Consider the following 15300-nt stretch of genomic DNA (forward strand, 5'->3'; position numbering starts at 1 on the left):
TCTCCTGGAGAGCGAACATAGCCGATCATGCGGTGCGCGCACCCTTTCGTGTTTCGCCGCATGGGGTGGCCGGACACCGCTTCCGGGTCGCGCCTTGACTCCGTCGCCGCGTTCCGGAATCTATAAGAACAAATAGAGAACAAGAGAGGCGGTCGTGCCGTCACGTTCCACGGATGCATCCCGCTCCGCGGCCGATGTCGCGCGTCTGCGGCAGGGCCTGCGGGCGGCCATCTCGGCCATCGAGCGGGGCGAGGCGCCGCCGGGGGCGGGCGGGGATTTCTCCCTGGGGGAGGCGCCCGCGCGCCTGCCGTTGGGCGTCGCGCCGGTGGATGCGGCCCTCGGCGGCGGCCTGCTCCTCGGGGGGCTGCACGAGGTGTCGGCCCCGGCGGCCGATGCCGGCGTGCTCGGGGCCTTTGCCCTGGGGCTTGCCGCCTGCGCGGTGATGGCGTGCCGCCGGCCTCTGCTCCTGGTGCAGCAGGACCTGGTGCCGTGGGAGGCGGGCGCCTTCTACGCGCCGGGGCTTGCCGCCTTCGGCCTTTCTCCCGGCGCGCTGCTCCTGGTGCGGGTGCGCCGGCCGCAGGACGTTCTGTACGTGATGGAGGAGGGGTTGAAATGCGCCGGTCTCGCCGCCGTTCTCGGGGAAGTGGCCTCGCCTTTGCCGGATGCGCTCACGGCCACGCGGCGCCTCTCCCTCGCGGCGCGGGGGCAGGGCATCCTCGGCCTCATCGCGCGCCACACGATGGCCTGCGAGCCCTGCGCGGCGGTGAGCCGCTGGGTGGTCTCGCCCTTGCCGAGCCCGGCGCCGGACGGCCTGGGCGGGCTCGGGGTGCCGCGTGCCCGCGTCCGGCTCGTGCGCAACCGCTTCGGGCCGCCCGGCAACTGGCCGCTCGCCTTCGCCGGGGGGCAGTTCCACCTCGCGCCGGACGGGGAGGCGCATCATGAGCGCGGCGACGCCACTTCTTCCGGCCGTTCCGGGCCGGCGCTACCTCAGCCTCAGCCTGCCGCTCCTGGCCACGGATCGCCTCGAACGGCGGGTGTCGCCTGAGGACCGGGCCCGCCCGCGCGTCACCGTCATGGCTGATAAGGGGGCGCTGCGCCTCGTCGCCCTGAATGGGGCCGCCGCCGCGCTCGGCCTCGCGCCGGGCCTCGCGCTGGCCGATGCGCGGGCGCGCTTCCCCGACCTTCTGGTGAGCGAGGCCGAGCCCGAGGCGGAGGCGCGGCTGCTCGCCCGCTTCGCCGATGCCTGCGAGCGCTACACCCCCCTCCTCGCCCTCGACGGGCCGGAGGGGCTGCTGCTGGACGTCACCGGCTGCGCGCATCTGTTCGGGGACGAGGCGGGGCTGGTGCGCGACCTTCTCCGGCGCGTGGGCGGGCAGGGCTTTGCTGCCCGCGCGGCGCTCGCCTCCACGGCCGGCGCCGCCTTCGCCCTCGCCCGTTTTTCGGGCCGGGGGGAGCGGCGCGCGGGCGCCGGCGTGGTAGTGCCGGAGGAGGAGGCCCTCGCCCCGCTCCTCGCGCCCTTGCCGCTGGCGGCGCTCCGGCTGGAGGCGGCAACCCTCGGCGCCCTGGTGCGGCTGGGCTTCGGCACGGTGGGCGACCTCATCGGCAAGCCCCGCGCGCCCCTTGCCGCCCGCTTCGGCGCGGGGCTGCTGGAGCGCCTCGACGCCGCGCTGGGCACCGCTCCGGTGGCGGTGGACTATCGCTTCGCACCCCCCGTCTTCTGCGCCGAGCGCAACCTGTTCGAGCCGGTGGAGCGGGTGGAGGACGTGCTGGGCCTCACCGTGAAGCTCGCCGCCACCCTGGAGACCGCGCTGGAGCGCCACGGGGTGGGGGCGCGGCGGCTCGACCTCGCCTTGTTCCGCGTGGACGGGGAGGTGACGCGGCTCATGGTGGGGACTGGACGCCCCCTGCGCGCGCCGGAGGCGATCCGCCGCCTGTTCGCGGAGAAAATCGCCGCCCTCACCAGCCTCGACCCCGGCTTCGGCTTCGATCTCCTGCGCCTCGCCGTGCGGGAGGCCGCCCCCATGGCCGAGCATCAGTCCGGCTTTGCCGCCGCGACCGATGGGGCGGAGGCGCTCGACGGCCTCATCGACCGCCTCTCCATCCGCTTCGGCGCGCGGCAGGTGCAGGTGCTCCGGATGGAGGACCGCCACTGGCCCGACAGCGCGAGCCACGCCGTCCCGGCGCAGGGCCTGTGTGCATCTTCCCTCATGGCGGCGGCGACCGAGGTGGCCGGGGCGGGGGCGATGCCGCTCGCGGCGGCATGGCCGCCGGTCGAGGCCCTCGATCCGCCGCCTGCCTCGCCTGCGCCCCGGCCCGGGGGCACCCCGGCCTCCGCCGTTTTACCGGCCGCCTTCCGGCTCATGCCGCGCACCGGCGCGGTTGCCCTGACGGGTGGGGCGGGGTGGGGGAGCGGCCCTGCACGGGCCTTGAAGGCCGTCCCCGCGTCCCGGTCGCCGATGGCGCGTCTTTCGCCGGCAGAAGGGGAGGGCGGCGCGCCGACGCGTTCAGCCGCGACCGCCTTCGCCTCTTCCCCGCCGGGCGAGGCCGGGGAGGGGGGACATGGCCCGGTCGGCGCCGCGGAGCCCGGCGCCCGGCCGGGCGGGAGACCGCTGGCGGGGGGCTCCGCCGCGGCCGCCCTGCTGTTCGATGCCGCCCGCGCCGGGCTCGACGTGCCGCGTCCTTCCGAAGCGGGCCGGGGCGCGCGGAGGCCGGCCCTGCCCGTGACCGGGGCTCGCACCCACGGCTCCGGTCCCGACACCTGCGGTCCGGAGCGGCCGCTGCGCCTGTTCGAGACGCCGGAGCCGGTGGAGGCGGTGGCCGAGGTGCCGGATGGCCCGCCCGTACAGTTCCGTTGGCGACGGCGGCTCCACGAGGTGGCCCGCGTCGAGGGGCCCGAGCGCATCGCCGCCGAATGGTGGCGCCGGGGGCCGGATGCGCCCCTGGTCCCCACCCGCGACTATTTCCGGGTGGAAACGCGGGAGGGCCATCGTTTCTGGCTGTTCCGCGCCGGCCTCTACGAGCGGGAGGCCGGGGTGCCGCGCTGGTTCCTCCACGGCCTGTTCGGGTGACGGCCATGGCTGATACCCGCCCCGGTGCGCCCGCCGCCCCGATCATCCCGTTCCCGGCCGAGCCGGCCCCGCGCGCCCCGGTGCAGGCGACGCCGGCCCCGCCCTTCGTGGAGCTGGCCGTCACCACCAGCTTCTCCTTCCTCCATGGCGGCTCGCATCCGGAGGATTATGTGGCGGAGGCGCTCGCCCTCGGCCATCGCGGCATCGGCATCGCTGATCGCAACACCCTCGCCGGGGTGGTGCGCGCCCATGCCATGGCCAGGGCCCACGGCCTGCCGCTGGCGGTGGGCGCCCGCCTCGTCTTCGCCGACGGCACGCCGGACATTCTCGCCTATCCCGGCGACCGTGCCGCCTATGGCCGGCTGTGCCGCCTGCTCACCGCCGGCAACATGCGGGCGCAGAAGGGCGAATGCCACCTGGGCCTGGACGATCTCCTCGCCTGGCAGGAGGGGATGTGCCTCGCGGTGATGCCGCCCCGCCGCCTGCCGGAGGCATTCGGCGGTTTCCTCGATCGCCTGGTTGAGGCCGCCCCCGGCCGGGTCTGGCTCGCCGCCCCACTTTCCCACCGGGGGGACGATGCCCGCCGCCTGGGGCGGCTCGGGCAGGTGGCGCGTGCGGCGGGCGTGCGGCTCCTCGCCACGTCCGACGCGCTCTACCACGCGCCCGGGCAGCGGGCGGTGCAGGATGTGCTCACCGCCATCCGCCACCACGTGCCGCTGGATGCCGCCGGCGGCCGGCTGGAGGCGAACGCCGAGCGGCACCTGAAGGGCGCCGCCGAGATGGCCCGCCTCTACCGCGCCGCGCCGGAGGCGGTGGCGGAGACCCATGCCTTCTTTTCCCGGCTCGCCTTCAGCCTCGGTGACCTGAAGCCGTCCTATCCGCGCGAGAACCGGGAAGGCTACGCCAGCCCCCAGGCGGCGCTGGAGTCCCTCGCCTGGGCAGGGGCGCACGCCCATTACGGGGAACGCGTGCCGGAGAAGGTGGAGAAGGCGCTGCGCCACGAGCTCGACCTCATCGGCCGGCTGAACTACGCGCCCTATTTCCTCACGGTGGACGAGATCGTCCGCTTCGCGCGGAGCAGGGACATCCTGTGCCAGGGGCGGGGTTCGGCGGCCAATTCCGCGGTGTGCTTCTGCATGGGCATCACGGACGTGGACCCCATGTGCTCCAACCTGCTGTTCGAGCGCTTCATCTCCGAGGAGCGCGGCGAGCCGCCGGACATCGACATCGATTTCGAGCACGAGCGGCGCGGCGAGGTGCTGGCCTTCGTCTACCAGCGCTACGGCGCCGCCCATGCGGGGCTCGCCGCCACCACCATCACCTATCGCTCCCGCTCGGCGGTGCGCGAGGTGGGCAAGGCCTTCGGCCTCTCCGACGATACGGTCGGGGCGCTCGCGGGCTCCATCTGGGGCTGGTCGTCGGGCGGCGTGCCGGAGGAGGAGGCGCGCCGCCTGGGCCTTGATCCCGCCGATCCGCGCCTCGCTCATGTGCTGGCGCTGACGAAGGCGCTCATCGGCTTTCCGCGCCACCTCTCCCAGCACGTGGGCGGCATGGTGGTGACCCACGACCGGCTCGACGAGACCGTGCCCCTCACCCGCTCCGCCATGGACGAGCGGCCCATCATCGAATGGAACAAGGACGACCTGGAGGCCGTGGGCCTGCTCAAGGTGGATATCCTCGCCCTCGGCATGCTCACCGCGGTGAAGAAATGCTTCGGCCTGCTGCAGGCGCATTACGGGCAGAAGATGGAGCGCATCCGCGACCCCGCCTTCGGCGACGGTCGCGTCTATGCCATGCTGCAGCGGGCGGATTCCATCGGCGTGTTCCAGGTGGAGAGCCGGGCGCAGCAGACCATGCTGCCGCGGCTCCGGCCCGACAAATTCGAGGATCTGGTGGTGGAGGTGGCCATCGTGCGGCCCGGCCCCATCCAGGGCGGCATGGTGCATCCCTATCTGAGGCGGCGGCAGGGCCTCGATCCGGTCCGTTACCCTTCGCCGGCGCTGGAGGAGGTGTTGCGGCCGACCCTCGGCGTGCCCCTGTTCCAGGAGCAGGCCATGCAGATCGCCATCGTCGGGGCGGGCTTCTCCCCCGGCGAGGCGGATGCGCTGCGCCGGGCCATGGCCACCTTCAAGCGGGTGGGCACCATCGGCACATTCCACGACAAGCTCATCGACGGCATGATCGGCAACGGCTACGAGCGCGCGTTCGCCGAGAGCCTGTGGAAGCAGATCGAGGGGTTCGGCTCCTACGGCTTCCCCCAGTCCCATGCGGAGAGCTTCGCCCTCATCGTCTACTGCTCGGCCTGGCTGAAATGCCATTATCCGGACGTGTTCGCCGCCGGGCTCCTGAATGCGTGGCCCATGGGCTTCTACGCTCCCGCTCAATTGGTGCGCGACGCGCAGGAGCACGGGGTGGAGGTGCGCCCGGTGGATGTGAACGCCTCCTTCTGGGACCACACGCTGGAACAGGAGGCGGACGTGGCGGGCGCGCCGTCCCCCGCCGCCCGGCGCCTCCATCCCCGCCATCGCGACATGACGGGCGATGTGAGGACCACCCATGCCCTGCGCCTCGGCCTGCGGCAGATCGAGGGGCTGAAGGCGGAGGAGGCCGGGCGCCTCGTGGAGCAGCGCGGGGCGGGCTATGATTCCATCCGCGATCTGTGGCTGCGCACGGGCCTTGCGCCGGCGACGCTGGAGCGCCTCGCCGATGCGGACGCCTTCCGCTCCCTCGGCCTCGACCGGCGGGCGGCGCTGTGGGCCATCAAGGGCCTGCGCCGCTCCGGGGACAAGGACGACCTGCCTTTGTTCCGCGCCGCCGCCACCGCCCGCGAGCCCGACATGGAGCTGGCGCCCCTTCTCCCCGGCGCGCAGGTGATCGCCGACTACCGGCACCTTCGGCTGTCGCTGAAGTCCCACCCGCTCGCCTTCCTGCGGCCCGAGCTCGCCCGGCGGGGCGTGATGCCGGCGGGGCGGCTCGACGAGATGAAGAGCGGGCGCCGCCTCACCCTCGCCGGCCTCGTGCTGGTGCGCCAGCGGCCGGGCACGGCGAGCGGCGTCATCTTCATGACCCTCGAGGACGAGGAGGCGTGGGCCAACGTGATCGTCTGGCCGCGGGTGTTCGAGGCGTTCCGGCCGCAGGTGCTCGGCGCACGCCTCGTGGCGGTGACGGGGCGGCTGCAGAACGAGCAGGGCGTGATCCATCTCGTGGCGGAGAAGATCGAGGACTGGAGCGCCCTCATCACCTCGCTGGACACCCACGCCGGCCCTCTCGACCCTTCCATGCCGGCCGACGAGGGCCGGCGCGGGCCGCCGGGGCGGGACACGCGGGAGAAGGAGCCGCGCCTGCCGACGCCCCTCGCCGCCAGCCCCGCGCCGGACTTCCGCACGCCGGATCCCCGTGCCGCTTTGCCGAAAGGCCGGAACTTCCATTGATGCCGCGATGGGAGGGCCTGCCCCCGTCCTTTGCCCGAGCCTGCGCGGGGCTTGAGCGAAGCCACCTGGAATACGCCTTCGGCGCGGGTCGAAGACCGGGGTCGCGGGCATGACGGACGAGAGGGCGGCGGCCGGTCCCGCCCCTTGGCCCCGTTCCACGGGGAGGCGGCCGGTCTTTGGATGTCGCCTGCGCTACCGTGGCGCGGCCGGTCTTCCGGTCGGCGCATTGACAGGCTCCCGCCCGCCGCCTCACTTCAGCCGGCGGCAGGTGCGCCGCGAACACGCCGGGGCGCCATGAGCTATCTCTATCTTCTCATTGCCATCACCGCCGAGGTGGTGGCCACCTCCGCCCTCAAGTCGGCGGAAGGGTTCACCCGGCTCGGGCCATCGCTGCTGGTGGCGGCGGGCTATGGCATCGCCTTCTTTTTCCTGTCGCTCACCCTGCGGGTGCTGCCGGTGGGCATCGCCTACGCCATCTGGTCAGGGGTGGGTATCGTGATGGTGACGGGCATCGCCTGGATCTATTACGGCCAGCACCTGGACATGCCCGCCATGGTCGGACTCGGGCTCATCATCGCCGGCGTGCTGGTGATCAACCTGCTGTCCAGGTCCGTGGCGCACTAAAAAGGCGAAAGGCGGCGCCTTGCGGCGCCGCCTTCCAGGTCCCGGGGCAGACGGGAAGAGAGCATTTTCGGGCGAAGTGGAAACCGGTTCGCCTGACGAAATTGCATCTGCACGATGAGATCGAGGGCCTCCCCGATGCCATGAGGCGGGGAGGCGCCCAGATCAGCTGGCTTCCAGCTCCGGCTCCGCTTCCGCTGCGACGCTCGGCAGCAGCCAGTCGAACAGGCGGCCGGTGGCAAGGCGCTGGGCCTGGAGCACGGCGCCGGCCATGCCCTGCGCGTCGGCGGTCGCTTCCTGGGCCAGCGAGAGCGCGGTGGGGAAGGGCGCGGTGAGCTCCGCCACCACCTCGTCGGTGTCGAAGGACAGCTCCGCGTCGAATTTCTTCGCAATCTGCTGCATGCGCCGGTTATGGGCGAGGCAGTTCATGCACAGGGTGCGGATGCCGCGGTTACGGGCTGTCAGGATCACGCGCTCAAGCAGCAGGGTGCCGAGCCCGTGGTTCTGGAACTCGCGCTCCACGCTGAAGGCGGCCTCCGCCTCGCCGGGCAGCACGTCCCCCATGGGATAGAGCTCGGCGGCGGCGCGCAGTTCGCCGTCGACGAAACAGCCGTGAACGATCGCGCCCGTGCGGAAGACCCGCGAGGCGTAGCGTTCGATGAATTCGGCAGATACCGCTGAGCCGAACCTGAACCGGCGGCTCTCCGTGTCGAGCCTCAGGAGGTGATCGCGAAAAATCGCGGCCTCTCCGGTCCACAGCTTGCGGATGATCCCCGGTGCGACCTCATGGGTCATTTTTCTGGTTCTCCAGACTGGCGTCTTGGAAAGCCCTCGGGTTCCTCCGCGACGGAATTTAGGTGCATTGCAGCAAAGGTCAATGGGGCTGACCTTCACCAATAGGGAAGGTTCCTTCCGGAAATTCATCTCATTCCGGATATCTCTATGACCTAAAATGATTAAATCGCGCTATGCGCGAGGCGCAGCCGTGCCGCGCCGCAGCATCAGGGCTATGCCTCCAGATGGCCGCAATAAGCCGGCGCCACGCACTAATTTTCATTTATCGCACGAGGATGGCCCTGAAATCATTGACGTTGGTCAAGGTCGGGCCGGTGACCACGAGCCGGTCGAGGGCGGCGAAGAAGCTGTAGCCGTCATTGTTGGCAAGGTAGGCATCCGGCTTCACGCCGCGCGCCGCCGCTTCCTCGAGGATGCTCGAATCGAACCAGGCGCCGGCATTGTCCTCCGTACCGTCCACGCCGTCCGTATCGCAGGAGACGGCGGAGATGCCCTGCCGCCCCTTCAGCGCGATGGCGAGGGCGAGCAGGAATTCCACGCTGCGTCCGCCGCGCCCCTTGCCCCGCACGGTCACGGTGGTCTCGCCGCCGGAGAGCAGCACGCAGGGCGCCGCCGCCGGCAGGCCGTGCTCCTTGGCGCAATTGGCGATGCCGGCGAAGACGATGGCCGCCTCCCGTGCTTCGCCCTCGATGGCGTCGCCGAGGATGAGGGGGGTGATGCCGAACCCCCTGGCCTTCGCTTCCGCCGCCTTCAGGGCCATCATCGGCGTGGCGATCATGTGCACCTCCTGGCCGGGGATGGGATCGCCGGAGACGGTGTTGGCGCGGATGATCTTCTCCAGCTTCTGCGTCACCTCGATGCCCCAGGTGCGCATCAGGCCGAGCACGGCCTCAGGGTCGGACGCTTCCGGTACGGTGGGGCCGGAGCCGATGGCGGCCGGGTCGTCCCCCGGCACGTCGGAGATGAGGTAGGTCACCGCCCGCGCCGGGGCGATGGCGGCGGCAAGCCGGCCGCCCTTGATGGCGGAGACGGACTTGCGCACCCGGTTCATGACGCCGATGGGCGCGCCGGACTTCAGCAGCGCGGCGTTCAGCGCCTGCTTGTCCGCCAGCGTCAGGCCCTCGGCCGGCAGGGTGAGCAGGGAGGACGCGCCGCCGGACATGAGGCACACCACCAGATCGTTCGGCCCCGCGCTCCGTGCCAGCTCCAGGATGCGGCGGGCGGCGTCGAGGCCCGCCTGGTCCGGCACCGGGTGGGCGGCCTCCACGATCTCGATGTGCTGCGTCTCGCAGCCGTGGCCGTAGCGGGTGACGATGAGGCCCTCGCAGGGGTGGCCCCACTCCTCCTCGAAGGCGCGGGCCATGCGGGCGGAGGCCTTGCCGGCGCCGATGACGATGGTGCGTCCCCCCTTGCTCTCGTCGGGCGGGGCGGGCAGGCGGTCCCTGAACTTGCCTTCCGGCAGCGCCGCGGCCAGCGCCGCGTCGAACAGGCCGAGGAGGATGTCCCGGTCGGAAAGGGTGGTCGGCGACATGGCGTTCTCCCGCTCCCGCCAGCGCCGGGCGGGTTCTTCTCGTTCCGTTCCGCCTGTAGCGAGGCTCCGTCTTCCTATCAATGCCCCGGGGGCGAAAGGCAGCTTTAATGCCGCGGAGAAGGTGAGACGGGGATGCCGGCCGCGTGCATCGGCGCGCGCGAGCGCCTATATGCGGCCCATGACCCCGACCGCCGCCAGCGAACGCACCCATCTCGTCTTCGACCGCGCCCTGGTCCGCCGACGCCTTGCCCGTGCGGCGTGGCTCGGAGCCGAGCCGTTCCTGCTGGAGCGCGCGGCCGAGGACATGGCGGACCGGCTCGCGGCGGTGAAGCGCCGGTTCGAGACCGCCGTGGACCTTGGCACGCCGACCGATGCGGTGGCCCGCGCGCTCGCCGGCCATGCGGCGGTGGGGCATCTGATGCGCGCCGCCCCGCTCGCCGCGGGAGCGCCGGACGTGGTGGCGGACGAGGAGGCCCTGCCGTTCGCCCCCGGCACGCTCGATCTCGTGGTCTCCGCCTTGTCGCTGCAGATGGCGAATGACCTGCCCGGCGTGCTTGCCCAGGTGCGCCGGACGCTCAGGCCGGACGGCCTGTTCCTCGCCGCGCTGCTGGGAGGCTCCAGCCTGACCGAGCTGAGGCAGGCCTTCGCCATCGCCGAGAGCGAGACGACGGGCGGCATCTCTCCCCGCGTCGCCCCCTTTGCGGACGTGCGCGACCTCGGCGCGCTGCTGCAGCGGGCGGGCTTTGCCTTGCCGGTGACGGACGTGGACCGGGTGGTGGTGCGCTATTCCTCGCCCTTTACCTTGTTCTCGGACCTCCGGCGCATGGGCGCGGCGAACGCGCTCGCCGAGCGCCGGCGCGTGCCGCTGCGCCGGGCGACCCTGCTGCGTGCGGCGGAGGTCTATGCCGAGCGATTCGCAGACCCTGACGGCAAGGTGCGCGCCACTTTCGAGATCGTGTTCCTTTCCGGCTGGGCGCCCCACGAGAGCCAGCAGAAGCCGCTGCGCCCCGGCTCCGCCCGGATGCGCCTTGCCGAAGCTCTGGGCGCGAAGGAAGTGCCGCTTCCCCCCTCCGGCGACGAGCGGGATTGAGCGGGCGCCATCCCGTCTCTATTCAGAACACGGCCTCCGCCACGGCGGCCGGTGAACGGGGGAGAGGGGATGAGCGGGCAGGCGAGCCAAGGCGGGCGGGAAGAAGCGCTTCTGATCGATGGGTTTTCCCACATCCTGCCCATCACCACGCGGTGGATGGACGTGGACGTCTACGGCCACGTGAACAACGTGGTCTATTATTCCTACTTCGACACGGTGGTGAACGAGCATCTGGTCTCCGCCGGGGTGCTGGACCCGCAGACGAGCCCGATCATCGGCCTCGTGGTGGAGACGCGCTGCAGCTATTTCCGCAGCCTCACCTATCCGGCGCCGGTGAAGGCGGCCATGCGGGTGACGAAGCTCGGCTCCTCCTCGGTGCGCTACCAGATCGCCCTGTTCCAGGGGGATGATCCGCGCGCCGCCGCGCAGGGGCATTTCGTCCACGTCTATGTGGAGCGCGCCACCCAGCGGCCGGTGCCGATCCCCGACACGGTGAGGGCGCTGCTCCAGGCCCTGGCGGTGTAGGCAAGCGTTCCGGACCCGCCGGGGGCTGGAGAATCGCACGCCCGAAACGAACATGCCCCGGACGAGCCGGGGCATGAGGAGCCTTGAAAGCCTCGGGCCGAGATCAGCAGATGTACTGGGCGCCGTTCACGGTCATGGTCGAGCCGGTGATGAAGCCGGCCTCGTCGGAGGCGAGGAAGAGCACGGCGCGGGCGATGTCCTCCGGCTCGCCGAGACGGCCAACCGGGATGGTGGCGACGATCTTCGCAAGCGCCTCGGCGGGCACCGCCTTCACCATTTCGGTGGCGATGTAGCCGGGGGCGATGGCATTCACCGTGATGCCGAGCTTGGCATTCTCCTGGGCGAGCGCCTTCACGAAGCCGATCTCGCCGGCCTTGGCGGCGGAATAATTGGTCTGGCCGAACTGGCCCTTCTGCCCGTTGATGGACGAGATGCAGATGATGCGGCCGAACTTGCGGTCGCGCATGCCCTCGATCACCGGGCGGGTCATGTTGAAGGCGGAGTTGAGGTTGGTGTTGATCACCGCGCTCCACTGCTCCAGCGACATCTTGTGGAACTGGCCGTCGCGGGTGATGCCCGCGTTGTTCACCAGCACCTCCACCGGGCCGAGGTCGGCTTCCACCTTGGCGATGCCCGCCTTGCAGGATTCGAAATCGGACACGTCCCACTTGTAGGCGGGAATACCAGTCTTCTCGGTGAAGGCCTTGGCGGCCTCCTCGTTGCCCGCGAAGTTGGCGGCAACGGTGTAGCCGGCAGCCTTCAGAGCCACCGAAATCGCCTCACCGATTCCACGCGTGCCGCCCGTGACCAACGCGACGCGTCCCATGGTTCCCTCCTTCACTCTGGTTGGCCCGACCTGACCATCAACCCCTTGTCCGGAGCGGGTCGAGCCACACCCCGGCGGTGTCTACCAACTTCATTGTTCCGTTTGGAAACAGCGGGCCGCGATGGAAAGTCGCGGCCTTTAGTTGTGCGCGTTAAAATTGTGCACACACATCTTTTGCGCAGCCGGCGCGAAGCCCGGCTGCGCAAAAGCACTTGGCGGAATGTTGGCGCTCAGTCCCGCGCGAGGCACATGGCGATGCCCATGCCGCCGCCGATGCACAGGGTGGCGAGGCCCTTCTTGGCGTCGCGCTTCTGCATCTCGTGCAGCAGCGTCACCAGGATGCGGGTGCCGGAAGCGCCGATGGGGTGGCCGATGGCGATGGCGCCGCCGTTGACATTCACCTTGGAGGTATCCCAGCCGAGGCCCTTGTTCACGGCGATGGCCTGGGCGGCGAAGGCCTCGTTGGCCTCGATGAGGTCGAGGTCGGAGGGGCTCCAGCCGGCCTTCTCCAGCGCCAGCTTGGCGGCGGGGATCGGGCCCGTGCCCATGACGGACGGATCGACGCCAGCCTGCGCCCAGGAGACGATGCGGGCGAGAGGCGTCTTGCCCTCGGCCTTGGCCTTGGCGGCGCTCATGAGCACCACGGCGGCGGCGCCGTCATTGATGCCGGAGGCGTTGCCGGCGGTCACCGTGCCGTCCTTGGCGAAGGCGGGCTTGAGCTTCTGCATGGCGTCGAGGGTGGCGCCATGGCGGATGTACTCGTCATTCTCCACCACCACGTCGCCCTTGCGGGTCGAGATGGTGACGGGGGCGATCTCGTCCTTGAAGCGCCCGGCCTTCTGGGCCGCTTCCGCCTTGTTCTGGGAGGCGACGGCGAACTCGTCCTGCTCGACGCGGGTGATCTGGAATTCCTTGGCCACGTTCTCGGCGGTCACGCCCATGTGGTAGCCGTTGAAGGCATCCCACAGGCCGTCCTTGATCATGGTGTCCACGAAGGCGAGGTCGCCCATGCGCTGGCCGTTGCGCAGGTGCGCCGCGTGGGTGGACTGGCTCATGGATTCCTGGCCGCCGGCCACCACCACGTCGCTGTCGCCGTTGGCGATGGCCTGGGCGCCGAGCGCCACCGAGCGCAGGCCCGAGCCGCACACCATCTGCACCTCGTAGGCGGGGCTGGTGATGGGCACACCGGCCTTCAGCGAGGCCTGGCGAGCCGGGTTCTGGCCCTGGCCGGCGGTGAGCACCTGGCCCAGAATCACCTCGCTGACGGCCTCGGTGGGCACGCCCGCGCGCTCCAGCGCAGCCTTGATGGCGATGGCGCCCAGCTCGTGGGCCGGCAGCGGCGCCAGGGCGCCGTTGAACGACCCCACCGGGGTGCGCGCTGCGGAGACGATGACGACCTCGTCCTTCATGGGTGTCTCTCCTGGGAATATGCAGCGGGCGGCCTTGCGCCTCGCTGGATTGGACCGTTGGGCAAGCAGCTTCGGGTATTAGCCTGCCTGCGTGGCAACCGTGCGTCGGCGGAAGGGCGTGGCGCGGGTGCGGCGCAGGAGAGCCGGGGCAAATCGGACCGTGGCGAGTGGGCGTGGACCTTCAGCTTCTATCGTGGCCGGGCCGGACCATGTGTCAATGACCCACCGCATGGCAAGGGGCCGGCGCCTCGGGCGAGATTGAACCTTCGTCGGCGACATGCCTGGGGATGCGTTGCGAAAGGTTGATGCGCGGCGCACACAAAGTGGTAGCTCTGCACTTGGAAACGCCTTAACCTGCGGCTTCGCGCAAGGAAAACGGATGACCGGACGATGGCAAAATCGCAAGAGCCAGTCACCATCAAGAAATACGCCAACCGCCGTCTCTACAACACGGGGACCAGCACCTACGTGACCCTCGAAGATCTCGCCAACATGGTGAAGGAGGGCGAGGATTTCGTGGTGTATGATGCCAAGAATGGCGAGGACATTACCCATTCCGTCCTGACGCAGATCATCTTCGAACAGGAAAACAAGGGGCAGAACCTTCTGCCCATCGCCTTCCTGCGCCAGATTATCCGCTTCTACGGCGACAGCATGCAGATGCTCGTACCGCGATACCTCGAAGCGTCCATCGACAGTTTCACGAAGGACCAGGAGAAGTTTCGCGACCATGTCGCCAAGACGCTGACGGGTGGCGGATTCGTCGGTGGCCTCGACGACCATGTTCGTCGCAACATGGACATGTTCGAGCGCGCCTTCCACATGTTCCTGCCGTTCCCAAAGGGGGAAGAGCCGGCAGTTCCCGGTGCCGTGCCCGCCGCGCCGCCGCCTGCGGCCCCGTCCGCGCCCACCGATGAGCTGGACGTGCTGAAGAAGCAGATGGCGGACATGCAGGCCAAGCTGGAACAGCTGGTGCCGAGGAGCGAGCCTGCGCCGGAGCCGAAGACCGGCACCGACGACGGCCGCTGAGCTGCACGGCGACTCATATTCCCCGCGCCGCGCCCGTCGGTGCGGGGCAAGCCCTCCCTGATGCGCCGCTGGAGCACGCAAGCATCCGCCTGCATTGTAAGCGCGGCATGTTCTGCCCGCCCGATCTCAGCCTCGCAGGCCACTGCCCACAGGCGTAGCGCTGGCGCAGGGAGGCTCAGGGGCGTTTCCTGAACGCAGACATGTGGAGGAATGCTCCCGAGCAATGCGGGCGGGCTTCGCCTTGCTGTGCGAGGTGAAGCGGATGGTGCCGGCTCTTGAGCGCCGGCCGAGGGCGACCTGACGCCTTTCGCAAAGGAGCGAGCGTGTCCAAGGTTGCCCTGCGGGCCTCTTATGGCAGCTTCCGGCCGGGCCGGGTTTTTGCGACCGGCTACTCGCGCGGGTCGATGGCCACGTCCCGCTGGGCCGTGCGGATCGACACGGAGAAGCCGGCCACCACGTCCAGCAGCATCACGCACAGAAGCAGCGCGAAGGTGGAGTTGCCGGCCTGCGGCACCAGCAGGAATTCCGCCAGCGTCGCCGTGAACAGCAGCATGGAGAGCATGTGATCGATGATGGAGCGGGAGGTGATCCGCGTCGCCTTCACGATCTCGAAGAAGAGAAAGAACAGGCTGAGGGCGATGAAGCCTTCCGACCAGCTGATCGTCCACTGCGCGCCCGACATCATCTGGAGCGAGGACAGGTGTGCGCTCCAGTCCGTTCCTGGCATCAGGAACACGACGATGTTGTAGATGGCGAGGGGAATGATCAGCAGCGGAATCGGCGTCAGCATGTGTGCTCCTCGGACCGCCCGGCCACGGACGCACGAATCGCTCGCCCGTCGCTGCGGCGCGATGCGATGGGTCGCACATTGCGCCGCGAAAGTCACGGCTCCGCCGCCGCAGGGCGCGGCGCAGCGGGGTCGCTCGATCTTGAGAGGTCGGCGCTTGATCCAAGGCCGTTCGTTACGGCCGCGTG

General features: G+C 70.3%; 12 protein-coding genes. 7 read left to right on the forward strand and 5 right to left on the reverse strand.

What is annotated here, in order from left to right:
* The first annotated feature begins 154 nt into the window (after positions 1-154).
* From V5F59_RS05790 to V5F59_RS05805, 4 genes are all read left to right on the forward strand, one after another.
* A complete protein-coding gene (locus tag V5F59_RS05790) occupies positions 155-1045 on the forward strand; it encodes an ImuA family protein (protein WP_393982289.1) in 891 nt (296 codons plus the stop codon).
* Complete coding sequence (locus V5F59_RS05795) at positions 939-3068, forward strand: DUF6504 family protein (RefSeq protein WP_393982288.1); 2130 nt, start codon at positions 939-941, stop codon at positions 3066-3068. The genes V5F59_RS05790 and V5F59_RS05795 overlap by 107 nt, the downstream gene beginning before the upstream one ends.
* A gap of 5 nt (positions 3069-3073) precedes the next feature.
* Positions 3074-6499 carry an error-prone DNA polymerase gene (locus V5F59_RS05800; protein WP_393982287.1) on the forward strand — a complete coding sequence of 1142 codons (3426 nt, stop codon included), beginning with the start codon at positions 3074-3076 and terminating at the stop codon, positions 6497-6499.
* A gap of 294 nt (positions 6500-6793) precedes the next feature.
* Positions 6794-7123, forward strand: a complete 330-nt coding sequence (locus tag V5F59_RS05805; protein ID WP_393982286.1) for a DMT family transporter — start codon at positions 6794-6796, stop codon at positions 7121-7123.
* A 162-nt stretch (positions 7124-7285) separates the two neighbouring features.
* Here V5F59_RS05805 and V5F59_RS05810 read toward each other — a convergent pair whose 3' ends face one another.
* Complete coding sequence (locus tag V5F59_RS05810; RefSeq protein ID WP_393982285.1) at positions 7286-7915, reverse strand: GNAT family N-acetyltransferase; 630 nt, start codon at positions 7913-7915, stop codon at positions 7286-7288.
* A 262-nt stretch (positions 7916-8177) separates the two neighbouring features.
* Positions 8178-9446 carry a glycerate kinase type-2 family protein gene (locus V5F59_RS05815; RefSeq protein ID WP_393982284.1) on the reverse strand — a complete coding sequence of 423 codons (1269 nt, stop codon included), beginning with the start codon at positions 9444-9446 and terminating at the stop codon, positions 8178-8180.
* A gap of 169 nt (positions 9447-9615) precedes the next feature.
* On the opposite strand from V5F59_RS05815, the gene V5F59_RS05820 reads away from it, so the two are divergent.
* Together V5F59_RS05820 and V5F59_RS05825 are read left to right on the forward strand one after the other, a co-directional pair.
* A complete protein-coding gene (locus tag V5F59_RS05820; protein WP_393982283.1) occupies positions 9616-10536 on the forward strand; it encodes a class I SAM-dependent methyltransferase in 921 nt (306 codons plus the stop codon).
* Between the two features lie 69 nt (positions 10537-10605).
* Entirely contained in the window at positions 10606-11061 is a 456-nt protein-coding gene (locus V5F59_RS05825) for an acyl-CoA thioesterase (protein WP_393982282.1), read from the forward strand.
* Positions 11062-11164: 103 nt separating this feature from the next.
* Here V5F59_RS05825 and phbB read toward each other — a convergent pair whose 3' ends face one another.
* Positions 11165-11887 (reverse strand): acetoacetyl-CoA reductase, encoded by a 723-nt coding sequence (gene phbB, locus V5F59_RS05830; protein ID WP_393982281.1) that lies wholly within the window; start codon positions 11885-11887, stop codon positions 11165-11167.
* A gap of 230 nt (positions 11888-12117) precedes the next feature.
* Positions 12118-13296 carry an acetyl-CoA C-acetyltransferase gene (locus tag V5F59_RS05835; protein WP_393982280.1) on the reverse strand — a complete coding sequence of 393 codons (1179 nt, stop codon included), beginning with the start codon at positions 13294-13296 and terminating at the stop codon, positions 12118-12120.
* Positions 13297-13686: 390 nt separating this feature from the next.
* Between V5F59_RS05835 and phaR the strand changes: the two genes are divergently transcribed.
* Positions 13687-14325 (forward strand): polyhydroxyalkanoate synthesis repressor PhaR, encoded by a 639-nt coding sequence (phaR, locus tag V5F59_RS05840; RefSeq protein ID WP_393982279.1) that lies wholly within the window; start codon positions 13687-13689, stop codon positions 14323-14325.
* A 388-nt stretch (positions 14326-14713) separates the two neighbouring features.
* Here phaR and V5F59_RS05845 read toward each other — a convergent pair whose 3' ends face one another.
* Entirely contained in the window at positions 14714-15115 is a 402-nt protein-coding gene (locus tag V5F59_RS05845; RefSeq protein WP_393982278.1) for a hypothetical protein, read from the reverse strand.
* Positions 15116-15300: the final 185 nt, after the last annotated feature.

It is taken from the genome of Xanthobacter nonsaccharivorans (assembly GCF_043194755.2).
GTDB lineage: Bacteria > Pseudomonadota > Alphaproteobacteria > Rhizobiales > Xanthobacteraceae > Xanthobacter > Xanthobacter autotrophicus_G.

What these genes read in the sequence shown, in the direction of transcription:
- V5F59_RS05800 (WP_393982287.1), top strand. Translation starts at nt 3,074, where the DNA reads ATGGCTGATACCCGCCCCGGTGCGCCCGCCGCCCCGATCATCCCGTTC.
- V5F59_RS05820 (WP_393982283.1), top strand. Translation starts at nt 9,616, where the DNA reads ATGCGGCCCATGACCCCGACCGCCGCCAGCGAACGCACCCATCTCGTC.
- V5F59_RS05810 (WP_393982285.1), bottom strand. Translation starts at nt 7,915, where the DNA reads ATGACCCATGAGGTCGCACCGGGGATCATCCGCAAGCTGTGGACCGGA.
- V5F59_RS05815 (WP_393982284.1), bottom strand. Translation starts at nt 9,446, where the DNA reads ATGTCGCCGACCACCCTTTCCGACCGGGACATCCTCCTCGGCCTGTTC.
- V5F59_RS05795 (WP_393982288.1), top strand. Translation starts at nt 939, where the DNA reads ATGAGCGCGGCGACGCCACTTCTTCCGGCCGTTCCGGGCCGGCGCTAC.
- phbB (WP_393982281.1), bottom strand. Translation starts at nt 11,887, where the DNA reads ATGGGACGCGTCGCGTTGGTCACGGGCGGCACGCGTGGAATCGGTGAG.
- V5F59_RS05835 (WP_393982280.1), bottom strand. Translation starts at nt 13,296, where the DNA reads ATGAAGGACGAGGTCGTCATCGTCTCCGCAGCGCGCACCCCGGTGGGG.
- V5F59_RS05825 (WP_393982282.1), top strand. Translation starts at nt 10,606, where the DNA reads ATGAGCGGGCAGGCGAGCCAAGGCGGGCGGGAAGAAGCGCTTCTGATC.
- phaR (WP_393982279.1), top strand. Translation starts at nt 13,687, where the DNA reads ATGGCAAAATCGCAAGAGCCAGTCACCATCAAGAAATACGCCAACCGC.
- V5F59_RS05845 (WP_393982278.1), bottom strand. Translation starts at nt 15,115, where the DNA reads ATGCTGACGCCGATTCCGCTGCTGATCATTCCCCTCGCCATCTACAAC.
- V5F59_RS05805 (WP_393982286.1), top strand. Translation starts at nt 6,794, where the DNA reads ATGAGCTATCTCTATCTTCTCATTGCCATCACCGCCGAGGTGGTGGCC.